Source organism: Kluyvera sp. (assembly GCF_047971185.1).
GTDB lineage: Bacteria > Pseudomonadota > Gammaproteobacteria > Enterobacterales > Enterobacteriaceae > Kluyvera.
Window position 1 is genome coordinate 12,554 of the sequence record NZ_JBKDZH010000102.1, and the last position, 20,680, is coordinate 33,233.

At 50.2% G+C, this 20,680-nt stretch carries 17 protein-coding genes and 1 pseudogene; 1 reads left to right on the forward strand and 17 read right to left on the reverse strand.

Annotation, left to right across the window (positions count from 1 at the left end; all coding sequences use genetic code 11):
- Positions 1–13: 13 nt before the first annotated feature.
- Positions 14–214, reverse strand: a pseudogene (locus ACK5JN_RS20925) (DUF2575 domain-containing protein).
- A 102-nt stretch (positions 215–316) separates the two neighbouring features.
- On the opposite strand from ACK5JN_RS20925, the gene rpsT reads away from it, so the two are divergent.
- Entirely contained in the window at positions 317–580 is a 264-nt protein-coding gene (gene rpsT, locus ACK5JN_RS20930) for a 30S ribosomal protein S20 (protein ID WP_416871908.1), read from the forward strand.
- A 174-nt stretch (positions 581–754) separates the two neighbouring features.
- Here rpsT and ACK5JN_RS20935 read toward each other — a convergent pair whose 3' ends face one another.
- The 16 genes from ACK5JN_RS20935 to ACK5JN_RS21010 form a co-directional block, all read right to left on the reverse strand.
- Positions 755–1,759: a hypothetical protein gene (locus ACK5JN_RS20935; RefSeq protein WP_416871909.1), complete on the reverse strand. Its 1,005-nt coding sequence runs from the start codon at positions 1,757–1,759 to the stop codon at positions 755–757.
- A gap of 14 nt (positions 1,760–1,773) precedes the next feature.
- Entirely contained in the window at positions 1,774–2,718 is a 945-nt protein-coding gene (locus ACK5JN_RS20940; RefSeq protein ID WP_416871910.1) for a hypothetical protein, read from the reverse strand.
- Between the two features lie 119 nt (positions 2,719–2,837).
- Complete coding sequence (locus tag ACK5JN_RS20945; RefSeq protein WP_416871911.1) at positions 2,838–7,679, reverse strand: RHS repeat-associated core domain-containing protein; 4,842 nt, start codon at positions 7,677–7,679, stop codon at positions 2,838–2,840.
- Between the two features lie 139 nt (positions 7,680–7,818).
- The gene (gene nhaR, locus ACK5JN_RS20950) at positions 7,819–8,718 is read right to left on the reverse strand and encodes a transcriptional activator NhaR (protein WP_416871912.1); all 900 of its coding nucleotides are present in this window, start codon (positions 8,716–8,718) and stop codon (positions 7,819–7,821) included.
- A 37-nt stretch (positions 8,719–8,755) separates the two neighbouring features.
- Positions 8,756–9,925 (reverse strand): Na+/H+ antiporter NhaA, encoded by a 1,170-nt coding sequence (gene nhaA / locus ACK5JN_RS20955; protein ID WP_416871913.1) that lies wholly within the window; start codon positions 9,923–9,925, stop codon positions 8,756–8,758.
- A 179-nt stretch (positions 9,926–10,104) separates the two neighbouring features.
- Entirely contained in the window at positions 10,105–10,401 is a 297-nt protein-coding gene (locus ACK5JN_RS20960; protein ID WP_416871914.1) for a hypothetical protein, read from the reverse strand.
- A gap of 55 nt (positions 10,402–10,456) precedes the next feature.
- A complete protein-coding gene (locus ACK5JN_RS20965) occupies positions 10,457–11,296 on the reverse strand; it encodes a DsbA family protein (RefSeq protein ID WP_416871915.1) in 840 nt (279 codons plus the stop codon).
- A 51-nt stretch (positions 11,297–11,347) separates the two neighbouring features.
- Positions 11,348–12,049: a pili/flagellar-assembly chaperone gene (locus ACK5JN_RS20970; protein WP_416871916.1), complete on the reverse strand. Its 702-nt coding sequence runs from the start codon at positions 12,047–12,049 to the stop codon at positions 11,348–11,350.
- Positions 12,042–12,560 (reverse strand): fimbrial protein, encoded by a 519-nt coding sequence (locus tag ACK5JN_RS20975; protein WP_416871917.1) that lies wholly within the window; start codon positions 12,558–12,560, stop codon positions 12,042–12,044. Before ACK5JN_RS20975 ends, ACK5JN_RS20970 begins: the two co-directional genes overlap by 8 nt.
- Positions 12,561–12,569: 9 nt before the next feature.
- Positions 12,570–13,109, reverse strand: coding sequence for a fimbrial protein BcfE (locus ACK5JN_RS20980; RefSeq protein ID WP_416871918.1), 540 nt, complete (start codon positions 13,107–13,109; stop codon positions 12,570–12,572).
- A complete protein-coding gene (locus ACK5JN_RS20985) occupies positions 13,110–14,117 on the reverse strand; it encodes a fimbrial protein BcfD (protein WP_416871919.1) in 1,008 nt (335 codons plus the stop codon). It lies immediately after the preceding gene.
- The gene (locus tag ACK5JN_RS20990) at positions 14,118–16,715 is read right to left on the reverse strand and encodes a fimbrial biogenesis usher protein (protein ID WP_416871920.1); all 2,598 of its coding nucleotides are present in this window, start codon (positions 16,713–16,715) and stop codon (positions 14,118–14,120) included.
- A gap of 21 nt (positions 16,716–16,736) precedes the next feature.
- The gene (locus ACK5JN_RS20995; protein ID WP_416871921.1) at positions 16,737–17,423 is read right to left on the reverse strand and encodes a fimbria/pilus periplasmic chaperone; all 687 of its coding nucleotides are present in this window, start codon (positions 17,421–17,423) and stop codon (positions 16,737–16,739) included.
- 84 nt (positions 17,424–17,507) lie between these two features.
- On the reverse strand, positions 17,508–18,062 hold the full coding sequence (locus tag ACK5JN_RS21000) for a fimbrial protein BcfA (RefSeq protein ID WP_416871922.1): 555 nt from the start codon (positions 18,060–18,062) through the stop codon (positions 17,508–17,510).
- A 409-nt stretch (positions 18,063–18,471) separates the two neighbouring features.
- The gene (locus ACK5JN_RS21005) at positions 18,472–19,161 is read right to left on the reverse strand and encodes a helix-turn-helix domain-containing protein (RefSeq protein WP_416871923.1); all 690 of its coding nucleotides are present in this window, start codon (positions 19,159–19,161) and stop codon (positions 18,472–18,474) included.
- A gap of 264 nt (positions 19,162–19,425) precedes the next feature.
- The gene (locus tag ACK5JN_RS21010; RefSeq protein ID WP_416871924.1) at positions 19,426–20,637 is read right to left on the reverse strand and encodes a hypothetical protein; all 1,212 of its coding nucleotides are present in this window, start codon (positions 20,635–20,637) and stop codon (positions 19,426–19,428) included.
- Positions 20,638–20,680: the final 43 nt, after the last annotated feature.

A 20,680-nucleotide genomic window follows, 5' to 3' on the forward strand; every position in this document is an offset into this window, starting at 1 on the left:
AGAGTGAAAATCGTCAGAGTATACCTTGTACAGCAGTCAAGGTTAACCGGCGATTGCACCTGGTAACGGAAAGAGGGAATGATTTCATCAGCATCCGTTAAAAAGGCAAGAAAATATCGTCGGAACGCGTGATTTTTGTGCCGGAAAGGCTGTATTCATCGACCACAAGCTGGTAGAATCCTGCGCCATCAATACGTAATGCAGCGTTGTCAATTTAACGGCGCTTATTTGCACAAATCCATTGACAAAAGAAGGCTAAACGGGCATATTCCTCGGCCTTTGAATTGTCCATATAGAACACATTTGGGAGTTGGCCTTGGCTAATATCAAATCAGCTAAGAAGCGCGCCGTTCAGTCTGAAAAGGCTCGCAAACACAACGCTAGCCGTCGCTCTATGATGCGTACTTTCATCAAGAAAGTATACGCAGCTATCGAAGCTGGCGACAAAGCTACTGCAGTAAAAGCATTTAACGAAATGCAACCGATCGTGGACCGTCAGGCTGCTAAAGGTCTGATCCACAAAAACAAAGCTGCACGTCATAAAGCAAACCTGACTGCACAGATCAACAAACTGGCTTAATCGCCTGATTGTTATCAGCTTTGTGAAAAAACCCGCGTAAAGCGGGTTTTTTTATGCCTAAGAAATATTGTCACATTGATTAGCATCGAATTTTTTTGGCACGCTGTTGGCAATCTCAGCGCCAAAAAAAGAGGCCACATGGGCCTCTTTGACAGAGAAGAATAAAACGATAAATTAGTCAGTGATTTCGATACTGGCCTGGTAATCGTCACTGGTGGTGATGGTAAAGTTGCCTTTGTTGCCATATTGATCGTATAGGGTCACAATGACGCTCTGACGCATATTATCAACGGTAGCAACATTGTTACCATCTACGCGGGTAATACATAAATGCCCTGGCCGCACATTTTTAGTATACGTTGCGGTGCCATCAGGTCCGATGGCCGTAACGGACTCTCCTAACATTGAATCGACTAAAATCTGTGTAGAATGCGATGAATACTGTTCTTCTGCAGGCATATACATTGAACGAATGACAACATCATCGTCTTGATTAGCTGCATTATTAATTGAAAACTTTTTGATAAAAAGTTGATTATTAGTGAATCCATAATATTGATTATATTTTGATGTATCCCATTTCCCTGTAGCGTTAGTCTTCTGACCGCTTCGCATATCACGATCGGCATCTTCACACAGAGTCATATCTTCTGTCGTATAGGTTTTCTCTGCAACCGGAGTCAACACAATGCATGACTCAAAATGACTACGTGCAGTAGTCTCATAGACAAGACCTGCTTCATTAGAAAAGATTGCAGCGATAGATTTTGCCGCAAAGACATTATTCCCTACAGAGACTCTCATGACAAAACTTTGTGGTAACAAGAAACCTTCCATTGGTTCCGTTGAGAGTGAGTGAACATTGTTTGGCATAAGTGCAGCCGTTAACGATGCTGACTGAGAATCTAACAAGATACCGTCAGAAATAAATTCCCCGCTTCCATTACCGTTATACCACCCATCATTTTCAATAGGCTCCCCGGTATAATAATCACATAAACTCAGATTGTGATTAATTTGGCTATTTTCTAAAAATATCTGTTCTCCATTATCATCGCATGCAATAAAGTTAACAACCACTTCAACTTCATTTCTTCCGTTCGCATAAATTGAACCAGCATTTGTATTATTACGAAGTGAAAGAGTAAAATAACTAAGAAATGAAAAGATACCCGACATGTTAATTCCCTTATTTAAGCATTATAAAGCGCAACAGCACTGCCGCTATTTTGCGCCACAAATTTAAGATGACCGCGATTACCAAAAGGATCATAAATTGTAGATCGACACTCTTCGTTAAGGAGATACGGACTGGAGCTATTAGTAACTTTAAGACAAACAATGTTTTGCTGCCCTACTCGTTTATTATATTCAACCGGAACTTGTGTGCCATCAGACAACAATACTATCCAGGTATCCTCTTCTCCTACGTCAAAACAGCACTGATACCGATCTTCAGTACTGGAATAATGCTGAAGATAATATAACATATCATCGGATTGGTCTACGTCACCTTTTTTAATAGAAGTAGAGGGGATGCTAACATAATAATCGACTTGTTCAACATGGTGGTTACCATATTCAGATGTAGCCGGCTCAGTATGTGAAAATGTAACGTCGATATAATCATAAGAGATTTCTGGCAGTGGTGTTAATACTACACCATCCTCAAATGAAGTTCCCTTGGCACTGGTAACATAAGTATTCATATTATCGGGAGTTACAAAACCACAGAACGTACGGGAATAAGCATTGTATTCTTCACAACTCATGTAATAAGTAATCCCTTGATAGCTATTACCAAAAGAATCTTTCAATTCTTTTGTATAGGTCTTCCCAGATCTCAAAGATGTATTTAAGCCTCCCGAGGTAATGAAATCACCGGCTTCTGTAGAAGCAATCCATCCATTAGAAGATTGCCCAGGGAATAAAACGGTACCCAAATGATAATCACCAACAAAGACACATTGTTTGATTTGTTCATCAGTTAACACAATCTGCTTATAATATTCATCAGTCACAACAAAATTAATATTAATTGCGACCTGATTGCGTCCATTGACATAAACAACATCCTGGTCGCTACTGGAACTAAGATTGATATCCAGACCAGTTACATACTTAAAAAGCGCACTCATAATAACTCCTTGATTAATATACCCCGCAAACATTGAACAAACTTATTCAATGTTTGCGAGCATCTATTTTATTGCATCAGATACCGAACAAACGAATACCACTTATAATAAAAGTGACGTTACATTTTTGTCTCTACCGTTGACCCCCAGGGCACAAGACTATTTTCATTTACTAAACGAACACCACTACTTTTCAACTGTATAAAAAGCGGTGATAAAACTTTAGTCATATCATTTTTTTGAGACGCATATAATGGTTCCAATCCCGAACTATCACCACTCTGCATACCTGTGCTGGATAGATAATAATTTTCAATTGTAGAATTTTTCAGATCGCTGGTACTGGTCAGGGTATTATTCGTAATATCAGCATTCGACGTATCGCTGCCGGTCTGCCCCGATGTCGTGTCCTCTTTCTGCTGACTGATATAATCATAAATATCCAGAGCTATTGCGCTCCCATCGGTCAGAAAACCGAAAGCGGTAGAATCCGTCACTTTCAGGTAGCGGTTGGCCGTTTTGACCATCAGACTCCGGGTATCATGAACCTTAACCGAATACGAGCCTGAATGCCCCCGAACCTTAGACCAGGTATCCAGAATCTTGTCAGGGATCTCGTTAATGTGGCTAGACATCTTCATTGAGACGCTACCAAAGTTAATCAAAGAACAAACCCTGGAAACCCATGAAAATGCATTCGCAACATCTGGATTCTTCTCCTCAAGCGAGGTAGAAGTAATAGATGCGACATCCCCCACTACGCCAACGACACCCAGTACCAAAGAGACAACCTCCGCAGAAGCTACTGCAGCAGCAACCCCACCTGCAACAATAATTGCCGCGCCGGCGGTAAATATGGTCAGAAGCAGGCTAAATATACTAAAACCAATACTGATGCCTGCCCGCAAACTCATATGGCCTGTTGGGTCAATAAAGTTGATCGGATCGTTACGGCAATAGGCATAAGGGTTAATTCCCCCTTCGCCAAACGGTGACCAGCTGTCCGGCGTATTAAAGCGCATTAATTCCGGGTTGTAGGCACGATAGCCGCTGCCTAAATGATAATATCCGGTGACCGGGTCCCTGACCTGGCCATTAAATGCCGGGCTCCATGCTGGTAACGCATTATTAACGCCCGCGCCAAAGGCGGTAAAGCAGGTATCCGCAATCGTGTTACTTTTCGAATCGACCTGACTCATTGGCGTACCTTTAAAATCGGCCAGATATAACTGGGAATCAGCATTGTCTCTTCTGGCAAGCATCGTATTGGCCACTTTGACAAATTCGGTGCTAGCAGCATTGTCCGCGTTATATTGGGAAACAACGCTACCTTCACGATAATAAAGTTGCGTATTACCTCCATCCTGCGCAAGCTGGCGTACCATCCGATCCATGACATCATAATGGTAGGTCGCAAGAACTCTCACGCCGCTTAAAATCTGCTGTAGGCGTCCTAATGCATCGTACGTTAACGTGTTGCCGACCTCATTGGTAGTCAGACGACCTGCTAAGTCATATTCCAACAGCGTTTCTTTCGGATACGCATTATGACTATTAACAATTCGTTTGAGCTGGCACGGATCGTTCAGGTCATAATGATATTCAGTAAAATTTTCCCCATCAGCAAAGGTGGTGGTAATGTCTTTAACATTCCCTAAACCATCATAGGTATAAACCTGATTGGTAATTTTATTGCCAAATTTATCGACCGGTAATTGCTCCCCAGTTGCAGAATATGTATAGAGCTGATTACGGTTGGTATAGACAAATTCTTCCCGCAGCAGCACCGTTTCTCCCTCACGGGTGATACGTGTTTTCAGACTGTCATCAGGATAGTAAAGTTGTTCAACGCTGCGTTTTTGCCCACCACAGCTAAAGCTTCGCGTCCACTCACGAGAGAATTCATCATAATGAATTTCCATCGTGGAAACAGTGGAGAATTGGCTGTCCGTGGTTGTGATTTTTTTAATACGGCCTAACGTATCAAATTCATTGTCAAGCGTGATATTACCTTCGGTAATATTCAGACACTGACCAAGTACGTTAAACGTCGAATGACGGGTATTGTTATCAACACCAACATAATCCAGCAGAATACCATTCCCCGAAAATGTATAGTTGGTGGAAACTGTCCGGCCATTATCAGTAAAGGTTTCCGTCGCCAGCGTTGAGTCATTATTATAGGTGTTAACGAATTTAATGCCTTCCGCATTTACCCCGGTAAGGAGATCGCCGCTGGCCGGATCGTAGGTCATTTCCTGCAGAATCAGCGCGTCCTTATCTTTAACGCTTCTGACCACATTACCAAGCTCAGTAATATACTCATACTGTAGTTCCTGACCATCTTGTGTCAGCGTCCAGTATGGGCACGCTTTATCGAGTTCATACGCAAACTGCTGAGTACGGTTTGCCACCGTCGATGTTTTCAGGCGACCAAGACCATCAAATGTTTGTTCTCCTAACAGACGGTCATCGGCATAAATATGAGTAATTAGTTTTTCATTAGTATGCCCAGCGTAAATTTTACGAACTTTGGTACCGTCGGCAAGAGTTGTATGAGTAACACGGCCATAGCTGTCATAGTCATAGGTGAGGAATACACCCATATCGTCAACAATGCTTCTGAGCTGTCCTAAACCATCATAGTGAAAGTTTTTAACGCCAACGTTTTGACCCAGTGAGTTAATTTTCCACTTCGAGGTTACGGCACTGTTCACGTTATACTGCGTGACGGTAGGGCTAGTTGCCTCAGTGGCAGATTCCTGCCAGGCCGTTGCCTGCATGGTAATGGGATCGTAGTCATTATATTCATAATGGCCGTCATTATATTGAATGGACTTGACCATTCCCCAGTCGTTGAATGCCATTTTTTGCGAGACCAGCGCATCAATATCATTCAACCGATCGCGGCGATCGTTATAATATTCACAACCAAAAGCATCGTACCGACGCTCAAATATAATGGTCCATACATCGTTAATCAGTTTGTCCTGGCGGACAATATTACCCAAACCATCATAGATATTTTTAGAGATATTTTTCTTTTCGTCCTGAATAGTCATTGTTGGTACAAAAACATCTGTTCCAGGCTCAATCTCCTCCATCTGGTAGCTATAATAAAGATTCGTCTCGTAGATCGAGAATCTATTTTTAATGCTTTTCGTCAGGCGGTCTTGAGTGTCATAATAATACTCAGTGGTATTTCCTTCAGTATCAGTGACAATGTACTCTTTAAGCGACAGAGGATAATATTTAACGATCATTGAAGTATGATTGGTACCATCATAATCAAAAGGATAATACGTTACCGTCCGGGTAGAGTAGATATCATCGGTTTCCCATGTCGTTTCTTCCGTTGATACGTAATCCAGCTCGCCGCCTTCAACACCAGCTTTACTGATGGTGCTTCGGGATGCCTGACCATAGTAAGGTGAAGTGTTGTCAGACAAATACTCCTGAGCCACCTGAAGCAATATCTTTTTATCTGACGTAGAGCGCACGGTGCTTTGTACCACAGCGTGATCTAACACCTCCTGGGCACCCGCTGCGGTCGGAATACTGATATAGGTATAGTGCTTTGCTTTAACCGGTGTATCAAATTCACTGCCTGCCGGTGTCACCGTTTCAGATTTGATGTAACGACAAAAGCCGTGTGGATCCGCAGGACATTCAGCTCCACCAATAGCAGGAAAATATTCCCACGTCGTTGTTTTTCCATCAGGTTCAATTTGGCTTAACAGATTGCCATCAAGACTATACTCATAGCTGGTCGTTTCCGAGCGCGCTTCATTCGTTGCAGTATGGCTATAGGTGACAACCTTGCTTTTTTGGCACAAAAAATTATCTGGCTGATTATCATAGATAGCGCCAGAAATCGCGTAGTAGTCTGCAGTGGTCAGTTTTTGACAACCATTCTGGATCGTTTTTTCTTCACGCAGCAGATGGAAGTTATCAAATGTTCTACGGGTGACGATCAGTTCTTCACCGTCAGCCAGGTGCTCTTCGCTCCAGTAAAGGTAGTCTGTTGCATTATTGTAGAGGTAATCTGAACTGGCAGACCACGGCGCCGATAACCCATAGCCTAAGTAGTTATTTGTAGAGTACTGATAGGTACGACGAATAGCCGGCTGCTGAGCACCAGGCAGTCGCGTATGCACCGTTACGCGCGGGAGCGACGTCTGTCCCGCTGAGCTAGGGAATTTAATCTGATTGGCCACGTAGGTGACAAATTCCGACATACCGGAAGGCGTCTCGATCCCCTGAAGCAGGGTGTTGCTACCAACGGTTTGATATGCAAGATTCCACACCGGGCTCTCGCTATCCTGGATAATACTGAAAGAGGTTAGCTGCTGGTTGCTTTGGATAACACGTATTACCTTTTCTTCAATAGACAAAGGCCATACGGTGATGGTGGTATAACCGCTGTAGCTAATTTTGAGCAGCGTATTTTCTTCATCTCGAATGCTCAGCAACTGCGGGAAATCACCGGTTAAATTCCACTGGAGCTGTAATGCCCGGCCCAGCGGGGAGTAAATCGTCACCGGAACCTTGACGTCATTCACACTGGTCGGAGAGCTGAGAATTTCCACCACCCCATTTTTATAAATTAATTTATAGTGGTCGGTGAATTTTTGAAACTTGATGTTTTCTAATTTATTCTGTTGAATAAGTACAGTAGTTGTATTTTCAATAATCTTATACTGATCGCCATTTGCAGTAACTAACAGACCATTCTTCTTATCGTAATAAGTTAGTCCCAGTCCCCATCCTTGGCCAAATCCGCGATTGAGTGTATCTAACGGTGTGTAGCTTAACGTAATATCCTGAACCGGTCCGATGCCATGATTGCCGATAATATTAAGAATGGGAAAATTACATTTATACAACCCTGTACGAACGTCAACTTCTGCTTGCAGGCTGCTGGTAAAGTTACCCGCCTGTGAATAATAATTCTGCGCCACAATATTCCCTTACAATGAGTTAGTGATTAGAACCATTTCACGTTAATCACTGCAAAGGAAAATTAGAAATCACATTAAGCTAAATTGACATCACTAATTCTCACAGAGCAATAATGATATCAATTTTAGCTTTTTTATCTTACCGGATAAGACTTGAAAATAACTCTGTATAATCTTTTTTGCAAATACGTTGCACCGCCGGATGCTGGATCATTCTCTCCGCGAATATCGCGTGATATTCCTCCATCACATTCTCTATACGTCCAATTTCAACAATAGAATCATCGGTATAGAAATGATGTGAATACAGCGTAGGGGCAACAAAAATAGCGTTATGTGTTGCCCCAAACGCTTTCATCAATGCGGCATCATCAAACTCACCAAGGATTTCAACGTTCAATCCCTGTGAATTGATCCAGTTCAGCAGCTTACGCCCGAGCATCGAGCGACGCCCAGGGATCAGTAATCGACGCTCTTCCAGGCAGGCCGGAAAGGGTTTCTCCGGCAATGGCTGAGTACACCAAAAACTCACGCCGCATTCGCCAATTCGCACCGAAAACAACCCCTCCTGCTGGGTAGAGTCGATTGGGCAGTCGGAGATGATCATATCCAACTTATGCTGGCTGAGCTGCTCAAGCAGCATTTCGTGCGTTGACTCAAAACAGCGCAGATGGATTGGCTCATCTTCCACAACGGCGGCATCTAGCACGCAGCTGACCAGCTGTTTAGATAACGCATCAGCCACACCAACATCGAACAGCAAGTTCGACTCTTTGCGGTAGTTGACGATATCCAGCATTTCCTGGCTCAGGGTGAACATCTTATCCGCATAGCGGAACACCAGCTCACCCAGCTCCGTCGGCTCAATACCGCGCCCTTTTCGCTTAAACAGTTTGCCCTGTAGGCGCTCTTCCAGCGCCTTGATCTGCCCGGTAATGGTCTGCGGCGTAAGATACAAAGCCTCCGCAGCCCCGACGACCGAGCCTTCCTTGTAGACATGCCAGAAGTAATAAAGATGATTGTAGTTAATATGCGACATGCCCTGTGCTCCTCTCTCCTTTGTTCATCATTCGCACTTATGCCACCACCGGCTTTAAGTGTGCGCGTAACAAGCTATATCCCACCACGGCTGACAGGATGGATCCAATCAGAATACCGAGCTTCGCCCAGTTAATGAGCGAAGGGTCAACGCTGCCGAAGGCCAGGCTGGCGATGAAAATAGACATCGTAAAGCCAATCCCGCACAGCAGGCCCACGGCCATAATCTGCGTAAAGCTGGCCCCTTCCGGCAGTTTCGCCAGCTTCATCTTCAGCGCCAGCCAGCAGAACAGGCTGATACCCAGAGGCTTGCCGATAAACAGGCCGGCGATAATGCCCAGCGGCAGCAGCGAAGTTAGCCCGCTGAGCGTGACGCCCTGCAGCGAAACTCCGGCGTTAGCAAAGGCGAACAGCGGCAGGATCATAAACGCCACCCACGGGTGCAGCACATGCTCGAGCTGCTTCGCCGGCGACTTGCCGTTCTGCTCACGCAGCGGAATAAAGAAGCCGACAATCACCCCCGCCAGCGTCGCGTGCACGCCAGACTTCAACACCGCAGTCCACAGCACCACGCCCACCAGGATATAGAGCCCGGTACGGCGGACGCCGCTGAGGTTCAGCACCGCTAGTACCGCAATAGCGGCAGCCGCAACGGCCAGCGACAGCAGCGACAGATCGCTGGTGTAGAACAGCGCGATAATCACGATGGCGCCCAGATCGTCGATGATCGCCAGCGCCATCAGGAAAATCTTCAGCGACGCAGGTACCCGGCTGCCAAGCAGCGCCAGTACGCCCAGCGCAAAAGCGATATCCGTCGCCGCCGGAATCGCCCAACCGCCGCTGGCGATCGGATCCTGGGCGTTAAACGCCAGATAGACCAGCGCAGGCACGACCATGCCGCCCACGGCGGCAATCACCGGGAAAATCGCCTGACGTCTTGTCGCCAGCGATCCCTGCATCATCTCACGCTTGACCTCAAGGCCAATCAGCAGGAAAAACACCGCCATCAGCGCATCGTTAATCCACAGCAGCATGTTTTTGTTGATTTCTAATGCGCCAACGCGCAGCTGGACCGGCGTCTCCAGAAAGGCATGATACAGGCCGCTGGTTACGCCAAGGTTAGCCATCAGCATCGCCAGAACCGCGGCGATAATCAGGATAATGCCCCCTGAGGCCTCGTTGCTAAAAAAACGCTGAAGATGCTTCACTTTTTTCTCTCTGTTTCGTAAATAACTCGATTAAACCATTCTAATTGGCATGACCAATCGAAAAAACAAGATTATTATTGGTTGATAATTCGCTTTTTACGAATTAAAGCCCAGCAAAAGGCCGGGCTTAACGAAACATAGAGAATGCGCTAGCGTAGGGAAGTGAGCGTGGACACGCCTTAATCATAAACGACACGCAGCAGTACAAGCTGATTCTCCGCATCAAGATAGTGCGTTTCAACCGTTGCGTGCGGTGCGGTTAGCGGGGTGGCGATATTTTCAACGATAGCGTGGCGCAAAATGGTCCCCTGCTGATGGCAGTGAAGTTCAAAACGCGCCGTCTCATTCCAGCAGCCCATTTCTACCACGCTGCCAGAAAAGACCAGCTTGCCGCCGGAGTCTGCGCGCGCCGCCCCCAAAGAGGCCAGCAGTGGGACCAACGTAACAAAAGTGATGCGGCGAATCCTGCTTATCATAGAGACACTCCTGTGAACCTGCTGTGCCATCCTTCGCGGTAAAATGCCCCGCACGCTAACCTTTGGCGCGCTGAATCGCCATTTGTAATCGATCCTGAGAGGTACTCCCGGGCACGACCGACACGCGTTGAGGGTCTGGGTTTTCCGCCTGCGGCATCACCACAAAAGCCGGCGTTCCGGAGAAGTCCATATGCTGCGCCAGCGCCTGATTGGTCATCAGGGCGTCATGCACCGCACCGCGGGTTTGCGCCTCTTTAACGCCAGCGATTTGCGCGTGGGTCAGATAATGCGCCGCAAGCGCGTAAACGTCCTGCTCCGTCAGCGCGCCTTCCACTTTACCCGTCGCGTAAAGCGCATTATGCCAGTCGAGATACTGCGCGCCGCCGTGAGCGAGCCAGATTTGCTCCCCCACCCGCGCCGCCAGGCCAGAAACCGGCCAGCGCGATGCAAATATAGGGAACTCTTTGAAAATAAAACGGGTATCCGGATTTGCTTTAACCAGATTCTCAACCTCCGGGGCCATTTTACTGCACCACGAACACTGGTAATCAAAGAACATCACCACCGCGGCTTTGGCCTTCACCGGCCCGACTGACGGGGTGCTTTGACTCAATAAATCGTCGCGGTACTGGAGCGCCAGCTGCACATAAGCCTGCTGCTGAGCAATTTGCTGACGCTGATGCAGGGTTTCGCTGGCGGCAACCAGAAATTCAGGATGATCGGCCAGATACGTCGCGACCGCCTCGCCCACCTTATCAGGATGGCTGGCGATATAGGCTTCAGCGGCCGGACCAATCTGCGCGCTATCGCTACCTGCTGCTATTGCAGGCAGCGAGATAATGCCCAGCAGCGCCAGCGCCGCAACAGAGGGACGAGTTAAAGCAGGGTGTAGCATAAGATAAGCCTCATTCTATAAACGATAAAAAATGTCCTGACGGGACAAATATCAGCGCTGACGGGTAGCATCAGCGGTCAACGGCGGCATCACCCGGCCGTAGTCATTAATGCTTTGCCAGCGCAGATGGCAGGCCGTTGTCCGCTGGCATCCGTGTATTGCCCGCGTTGCAAAAGGCGCAACCACGCCAGCGCTATCACGCGATTGACCATTAATCCGCAGCTGGAAAAGCGTGACGTAATAAGGCGTTGGGTTATGTACCGCTAGCCCGTCCTGCCCCCGCGCCCAATGCAGCTGCCGGTAAGCCAGCTGCGGATCGCCGCGTAAATTGGCGGGGCGGTATATCAGCTTCATCGCCGAGCGAAAGGCCATCTGTACGCTGTTCGCCGTCACGTTGCCGGAAGGGATCGCGGCAATACTTAGCGTAAACACGCTTTCTTTGTCATCCGGCAGCCCCGCGCCGCAATAGACCAGCCGTAGCCTGTTCTCCTGGCCCGCCGCCAGCGTAAAAAGCGGCGGCGTGACGACAAACGCCGATGCGGGCAACGTCTCCGCACCGGGCCAGCGTGAGGCCGGCTGAACGTGGCTATCGATCAGCCAGCTAGATGACGAGGTATTGCGTACCGGAATACTGAGCGAGGCCTTTTCTGCGTCATAAATAAAGCGCGTACCGCCAATGACGACGCCAGCCTGTGTCGATGACAGCGGCAATAAAAGCCCAATAGCCACCAGCAGAAAAATAAACTTATTCATAGTTGAGAATAAACGTGGCCGATGCGTTCGCCGTACCGGTCGAAACCGTTCCGCCGTCCGCAATATAACGAGCATAAAACTGGAGATGCACAGACGACTGACCGCCAATCAGCGGCACGACGGCGCTTTTGGCCGCCAGCGGAATCGCGTTTTTGGCCCCGTCGTAGAGGGCAATGCTCACCCCCGTGGCATGGCCTGCCTCGGCGTTCAGCGCCAGGAGATCGGGATTGTTTTCGCTTTCGGTGCCGCTAAATTCCACCGTGACGCCACTGGCGGTAGAGCCGCAATCCTGCAGGTTGATGGCAAACGGCTGCCAGGCTCCGCCTTCGCCCGGATGCAAAAACTGCCGATTCGAGACCGTCCCCATATCCACGGCGATAGCTTGCGAATCCGGCGACAGCGTGCAGGTATTATTATTAATGGACCCGCTCACGTAGACGCGCCCGTCATGCGCCTGCGCCGTGGCCGCCAGCAGGGCCACGCAGCAGGCGGAAAACATGCCATATTTCATTGCGGCTCCTTATTCATATTGCAGATCGAAATACATCACCGCTGTGGCATTCCCCGACGTCACCGTCGGCTGGGTGGATTTGTAGCGGATATAAAATGACAGGGTGTTGCGCCCGGCCTTCAGCGGATACACCACCGAATCCGTATTATTGATGCTGATGTCATCCTGATTTTCATCGAGAATCTCTACGCCAACGCCGCTGGCCAGCATATTCTGCGTGCCCATTCCCGTATCGGTCAGCGCCAGCAGCGCTGGGTTATCGTTATCCGCCTCGCCGGTAAACCAGATTTTCGTGCCGCTAATGCCGCGTGAGCAGTTTTTCAGATTGACGTTAAAGGGCTTAAATTTTGTCGTCGTTCCGACGGACGGAAAGTCGTCGACCGAAAATTGCCCGAGATCGATGCTCTGGCTCAGGCTGGACATTTCAACATCGCAGGTTTGCGCGACGATAGTTCCGGTAAATTCAAGGTTATAGCCTGTATCAACCGCCCAGCAAAAAGGCCCCCAGACCAGCATCAGCGCGGTCAGAAAGAGAAGACGTTTGTTCATTTAATCAAAATCCACTCGCAGGCTGGCTAACGCCGTAAAGACGCCTTCAGCAGGTACCTTTCCGGTGGTGCTGACGGGGTAAGCCTTCAACGCAATATTGGCGTTCCCGGCCTCATCCGTTGCAAAAGGCGCTGCGCTGCTGGCGCTGTTGGGAATCAACGCCGTGCCGTCGCTGGTTTCCACCACCACGCCAACGTCCGGGTTATCCGACGCGATAGCCTGGGTGAAGCTACTGTCCGCCGTCGCGACCACGCGCATACTCAGACTGACCGTCGAGTCGACGCCGCTGCATTTCACCGGCACGTTGAAGCTGCGCGCCCTGACGCCAACGGGCTTTTCGCCTGTATGGGTAAAATTGCCGCTGTATAACGACCCCAAATTGACCAGAATCGTTTGCCCGGCGTTGATTTCACAACTTTGCGGCACGGTAACGCTGCCGCTGTAAATGATGTTGTAGACGACGTCGGATAAGGGATCGGCGTTGGTGGTCGTCACGTAAACGCCGAACATGGTTTTCGGCGCAATACTCACGGTGCCGACAAAAGGTTTCATAATCTTGAGTTTGAGAACCAGACGCGCATCGCGTAGGGAAAACGGCTGCCCGGAATCGACGCGGCTATCCTGCGGCATCAGATGATATTTCACGGGCGGATAGATTGGCCCGGCCCCCGCGTCCTGGATCGCCACCGCGCCTTCCAGACGATCGCGATCGAGCTTCAGGAATTGCCAGCGACCGTCAGTTTCCACAACGGGATCGGACGAGACATACGAACGGAACGTCCGCCCATCCGCCGCCGAACCGTCGGGGCAAACCGCCTGAACGTTGGCCTTCTGGCTGTCCGTCCGCTGAACGATATTGCCGGCCTGATTTTGCGCCGCCGTGAGCGTCGTCGTCAGATCGTAAGCAATATCCGACGGCGATCCGTTGGCGTTTTTGCATACCGCTGCCAGCACGTTTTGCGCAAGCAGCCCCCCCACCAGCAGCGTCAATAGCAGGCGTAATTTCATCTAGTTACATTCCACTTTTTGTCGAACCAGCGCCTGCGATTGCGCGGGCAGTTGATAATGCGCCTCGCAACCCTGCGCCGCCTGATTGCCCCAGCGAACGTGCAAACGCCCCTGCGGCGCCAGCCCGGGCAGATATACCTCACCGTTATCCCCGACAATCGCGGCATCACCCGCCTCATCGACCGTCGTCGTTGCGCCAAAAGGCACCGCTTTACCGTGATAGCGCAGCGTCAGCAGCGCGCGCTCACCCACCCGAGCCTTAAAGCTCGCCAGTGCTAACGCCCCTTCGGTCGGTACCACGTTGGTCACGGCATCATCAATATCGACGTCGTCCGCCATCGTGTTCACATCCAGCACCATCCGGTTTTGTCGATAGGTCGTGGCATAAGGCACCACCGCATAGCCGCGCGAGTCGGTGTGAATCCCTGACTGATCCTCAATGCTGACGTCTGAAGCCCCCGGCACGGCCACCAGGATATTGGTATCGCCTAGCGGCTGGCTCAGGGTGATACCGTGAGCATGCGCGACCAGACCACCGCGTAATCCGTAGTTCACCTGCTGACTGTCGCCGTTGTCGCTCATGTTGTAACCCACGCTGACATCACCCCGGCTGCCGTCATATTCCATGCTGGCCGCCCCGCTTTCGCCGCCGTCCTGGTTTTGTGAACCCTGCTGAACGCTGTAGCTGAGGTTATTTTCATCCAGCAGCGTGCCGTTAATCCCCGCGTTTTCCGTCACGTGATGTTGTTTGTCGCTGCTGGTGCTGAAGGTGGCGTAAACGTTATGCTGCCCGCGGGTCATATCATCGTGATGGCTTAGCCACTGGCCCAGCGGCAGTGACATATTCAGTGAAAGTATCCGATCGGTTCCTGACTCTCCTGGCGATTGGCTTTCGTTATAGGACAGGCTCCAGGAAATACCGTCGACGGTGTCGCTATAGCCAAGCTGGAGCAGCGAATTCGTTTCATCGGTGTGCCAGTAGCGTTGCTTGCTGGCGGTAATAAAGAGGGAGCCATAGTCGCCGAGCTGTTGAGAAAGATTCAGCTGCACCTTGCCGCGCTTGGTATAGTAGAGATTGTCATCGCTGTATCCGCTGTTCTGGCCATCGTCGTCGTTGGTTTCGTCGTCGGTGACTGACATGTGCTTCCACGCCGTTTCATCCAGCGTATAAAAAGACGATGTGGAATAGCGGTATCCCAGAAGCTGCAGGTTGGTACCAAACTGGCTCAGCGATTTTGCATACAGCACGCGTAGCGATTGCCCCTGATGTTCACTATTATCCGCCAGCGTACTGTCGGCCTGCGTCACATCCAGCGAAAGCGCCCCCCAATCCCCCATATTGGCGCCGGTTCCCAACGCGACCGCCTTATAGCGTTCGGAAAACTGGGTGCCGCCGTAGAGCGTCATCCCATGGGACAGCCCCCACATTACCGTCGCCTGACCAAAGGTCACATCGTTCTTCTGGCTGCTGTCGCCACGGTATTGCGCGACCGTCGCGGCATACTTTACGCGCCCCTCGCGTTGCAGCAGCGGTACCGCAGAGTACGGTACGCTATAGCTGCTGGTGCTGCCGTCCGACTCTTTCACTTCAACGACTAAATCGCCGCTGGCGGCGGTAGGGTAAAGATCGTTGATGGTGAAAGCGCCGGGCGGGACATAGCGCTGATTGATGATGTAGCCATTCTGACGGATGGTCACCTGAGCGTGACTGCGGGCAATCCCATGGATCGTCGGCGCAAATCCTTTCATGCTGTCCGGCAGCATGTTGTCGTCAGACGCTATCTGCACGCCACGAAAAGGCAGGCTGTCGAAGACATCAGCGGGGGTATAGCTATCCCCCGCCGTCATTTCCCCTTTTAGCGCAACAATGTCGCGTTCCAGATAAGTGCTGATGTGCTGCCAGTCACTCTGGTTATCCTGGCTGCTGCTGTAGTTCCAGGTGGAATAGTCGCGCAGACGCCACGCGCCCAGGTTTAGCCCGCCGTTAAGGCCCAGAAAATAGTTATTATCCGCCGTCCCGTCGCGGCTTTTATCGCTGCTGTTCGCCCCTGTAAAGGTGTAATTCAGCAGCAGAGCATTCACCCCTTCATCCCAGTCTTGTGGAGGGATGTAGCCACGGACATCGTTTGTCATCACCGCCTGGGGAATGCTGATATCCAGGCGCTGCTGCGTAAAATCAAAGCGGGCCGACGCGGCCGGAATCGCCGTGGCAATATCGACGCACGCCGTCGGCTCGGCTTTTGCCAGCGTCGCCACCGCCGATACGTTCACGCCCATATTTTGCAACATGACCGGCGTCAGACAGGCGACCAGGCCACTATTATCGCTTGCCGCCTGCCCCGGTTTGAGGGCGTTAAAGGTGAGATCCCGGCTTGCCTGCAGCGCCTGATTGACGTAGATATCGACGCGGTAAACGCCGGGGGCCTGCCCGTTATGGGCAAACGTCGAGAGATCGGCAACCGCCGAGGGATCGTCGGATAAAAATGCGGGGTTGAAATAGTTATCCGCCCAGCTTTTTGGCAGCGTCAATACGCCGCTTAGCGCCAGCACGAGGCTCGCCAGTGCGGGCTTTGCGACGAAGTTCTGAGGGCGCGTCATAGGATCTCTATCCGGCAAGAATCAGTTTGTCAGGCAGAATTGCGTGGGCGTCGTCGCGCCAAAATCATTCACCGTCTGGAAGGAGATGCGTCCCTGAGGCGCATTCAGCGTTAATACGCCTTTCGGCGATACCATCGTGTTGCTGAGCTTTTTCTCGCCGACGCGAATATCCACTAACGAGACGTAGTACGGAGATGGGTTAGCCACCGTCAGACGCCCACCTTCGCGATGACAACGCAGCGTTGCCGGCGCATCGGTCGGCGGCGTCGGCAGCCCCTGCGGGCGCACAAACAGCTTGATGACGCTTTGGGTGGCAATTTGCAATGTATTGTTTGCTAGCGCCTTTTTATCTATTGAGGGGATGGCCTTGCTGTTCAGATAAAATACGCTCTCCCGGTCGGTCGGCAGCGACGGGCCGATATACATAATACGCAGCAGATTTTCACTCTTCGGCTGCATCACAAACAGCGGCGGCGTGATAATAAAGTCAGGCGAGCGGTTCCCGTCGCCGTCCGCAATCCATGACTGAATCAAAAATACGTTGCTATCGGCAGAGTTAATGATGGAGAGAGAAGCCTGCTTTTCGCCCTGCGGATAAATCACCCGCGTGGCGCCTAGCGCAATGCCGCCAGCCTGCGCCATATTGGCCACGCTCAATATGGCCAGCAGCAGAAGTGACTGCATAATATGTAGGGTCTTTTTGCTCATACTGTACATACTCAAATGACGTCGGTGCATCAGGCGCATCACGGCTCCTCCGCGCATCACGCACGGAGGAAAGCACGATAAAAATCAGGAATAGACCATGCTGAACGTTGCAGTCGCCGTTACGTTGCCCGCCGTCGCTTCACCGGTTGCAATGTAATCCACGCTTAACGGAACCACGTTTTCACCAGTATTCAGCGTAATCGAGGACGAGGTATCGCCAATATTCAGCACCTGACCATCCGGGCCGTACAGCTGCAGCGCGACGTTGGTGGCAGAACCTGCGCCTGCAGTATTGGCGAGCGACCCCGCCAGATTCGCGTCCTGCTGGCCGTTAAAGATGACCGCCGCATTCTGCTTAACGGAGGGATCGCAATCTTCCAGCTTGATGTCGAACTTCTCTTTCTGGTTCGCCACCATACCGGCGGCGGTCAGCTTGACCGCGCGTACCTGGCCAAGCGTAACGGTCTGGTCAACGGTATCCGCCGAGACCGAACAGGCGGCATCCACAACCTGCCCCACGAAATTCACGGTACCGCCGGTCACGGTGGTGCTGGTGCCGTCCGGTAATTCGGCAAACGCAGACATCTGCGCCCCCGCAGCCACCGCGGCAACCACCAGGGCCAAAATAGGCTTTTTCATAAAATTCCTCTTTAAATGTAATAAGTGATAATTTATTTTTTCGCAATGAATTTAAATAAGCTAGCCGTAGCGCCACTCAAGAATGGAATAAATGCTGATAAAATACTTATCCCACACGTAATCTGTGAAATCAGAAAGAAATAAAAACATTCAGAATAAATTCACCCTCTATTTACCATGACGCTAATTTATTATTTATCAGAGATAGATCCCCCTGCAACAATCTTACTGGGACTTTAAAGGACCACGTATCACCTTGCGTATCTAAAAACAATTGATGACATAAATGAGGTTACGTAGTATGGCCGACTGATTTATCATAAAATTCGGCCATTACCTTATTTACAACAACGCCAGTACAAAAAAGCAGTAACATTAACTCACAAAAAATTCACAACGCAGCGGTCGATTAATATGCCAAAGGCAATTTGCGAATGGACACCAGCCGCCCATTATCGATATTGATATAGCTTCCCTTCTTTAATTCAGAAAGAATTTTCAGAGTACGACTACGAGAAATGCCGGTGCGCCGTTGAATAAATGAAAGAACATTAATTCCTTTTCGATAATCCTCGGGGTATGCCCATAATTCAATAAGCAGCGCGCGTACTTTAAGATAGGAGTCGACGCCAACCAGCTCGCGATCGCGGGCGTACATGACCATTAGGCGATAGGCCAGGAAACGCGCGATATCATGCCAAAGGTCGCACTCATCGGCGATACGGATAAAGTCGACCAATGCGACAGCGCGCCCGCGGCATTCGGTTTCAGCACACAGGTAGTGTGTCGGCCGATTAATAACATCGTAAGTCGCGCCATAGCAGTCCACCAGGCCCAGCAGCGCAGGGGCAAACCCGGATGTAATATGCATACGATCGCCGCTGCGGCAGTAAGCGACAATACCCTCTTCTAACAGGATAATCTGGTTACCCTGTTCCGCAATGAAAGGCAGCTCTTCCCCAGGTTTTAATACAAAGGGCTGGCCATAGGGCATAAGCGCTGAAAATAAAGCATCTATTGCCGCATATGGCTTCGCCTGGCGGGAGAAAAGATACGAATGCAGGTCATTCACATCATTAGATGAATCAAAATCAATCATATTTTAATACAAATATATTAGAAATGATAAACGCACGATATAGATTAACCAAAGCTCATTCAATTAATAATAAGTAATTATGTGATGTAGAATTTATGTAAGAGAAGAGCACTAAAAACTAATTACCCACTGATAAGAAAGTACTCAAAACATAAATTAAACTTAAAATAAAAAACACTACAAAATACTCTTAACATCTACATAGGCAAAACACAGCGTCGGCCACAAAATGAGGTCAGGAAATACCCATAATGATGTACACGTCTAACGGCCCGGCACAAACTCCAGCGTCATATGGTTGATACTTTGCCATAAGCGTACCGGCGCACTCTGATCGCAATGCCACAGCGTTCCGTCCACGGTGATATCCGCCACCTCAAGCGTATATTGCCCCGGCATCAGCCGCATAGGCAGCGTTTGTTGCTGAGCGTCGCTGTTGAGCGTGAAAACATACTGGTACTGGCCGCTGCACAGGCGGTAACGTTGAGGCGCGGTCCCTGGCGGCAGCCCCAGCACCGTGACGTTGACGACGACAAAATCACGGCTCTCCACGGCGGCCTGTTGAAAAGCGACCTCGACAATGGTTGTCCGTCCGGCAACCGGCGTGAACACGGCAGGCTGCGCCGACGATCTCAGTGACTGATTGTTGATGACGGTCGGCTGCAGACAAATCGCATAATCATGGTCGGCGAGTAGCTGCGTCACCCACAGCATCTGATTCGCCCCAACCGTTAGCGTCTGCTCACACAGGCCCGCTTCAGACCACAGCTCCACCACCCTTTTCGCCCCGACAAAATCATCGTCGTCCAGGTTAAGACAGATAGAAGCCAGCGGTATTGGTGGCAGATAGGCGATCGAACACGTCTGAACCTCATCGCCGGTAGTCAGTACCAGCGAAAAATCGGCCTGCTGTGGGACGATCCGCAGCGCGTTATCGCACAGTTCCGGCGCGGAAATACCGTAGGTACCCGGGCTAAGATCGCCGATCGAGAGCGTCTGCCCCCATTCGCCAACATAACGCTGTATGCGCGCATCGGGAAACCGGAGATCGACAGTCGGTTTCAGTGTGGTACTTGTCGCCATGGCGGGGAACTTGAGCATAATCTGGCCCTGACAAGCCGAGCCGCTAGCCAGCGTCAAAGTAAAATCAGATATTTTGACCGGTAGCTGCACCGCCGCGAAGCTAAAAGATAATGTGCCGCGCTCACCCGGCGCCAGCGGCAGCGCGTTACTGTGATTAATCACTATTTCATTAATATCCAGCGCTCCCTGCGTGTGACTACGTAACGTTAACGGCAGATCGCCTTTCAGCGTACCGCCGAAGTTACCCCACGGATCCTGGTAGCCGCATCCCGTAAAGCTGATGGACGCGTGATTCATATCAACGGTGCCGCTACCTTCATTAGCGATCGTTAAGGTGATTTCCTGATACCAGTTTTTGACGTCAATCTTGCTGCATTGTATGGAGACGGTCATAAACGAATCCCTCATTCCCTGATGGAAAAAAGCCCCGGAAAAC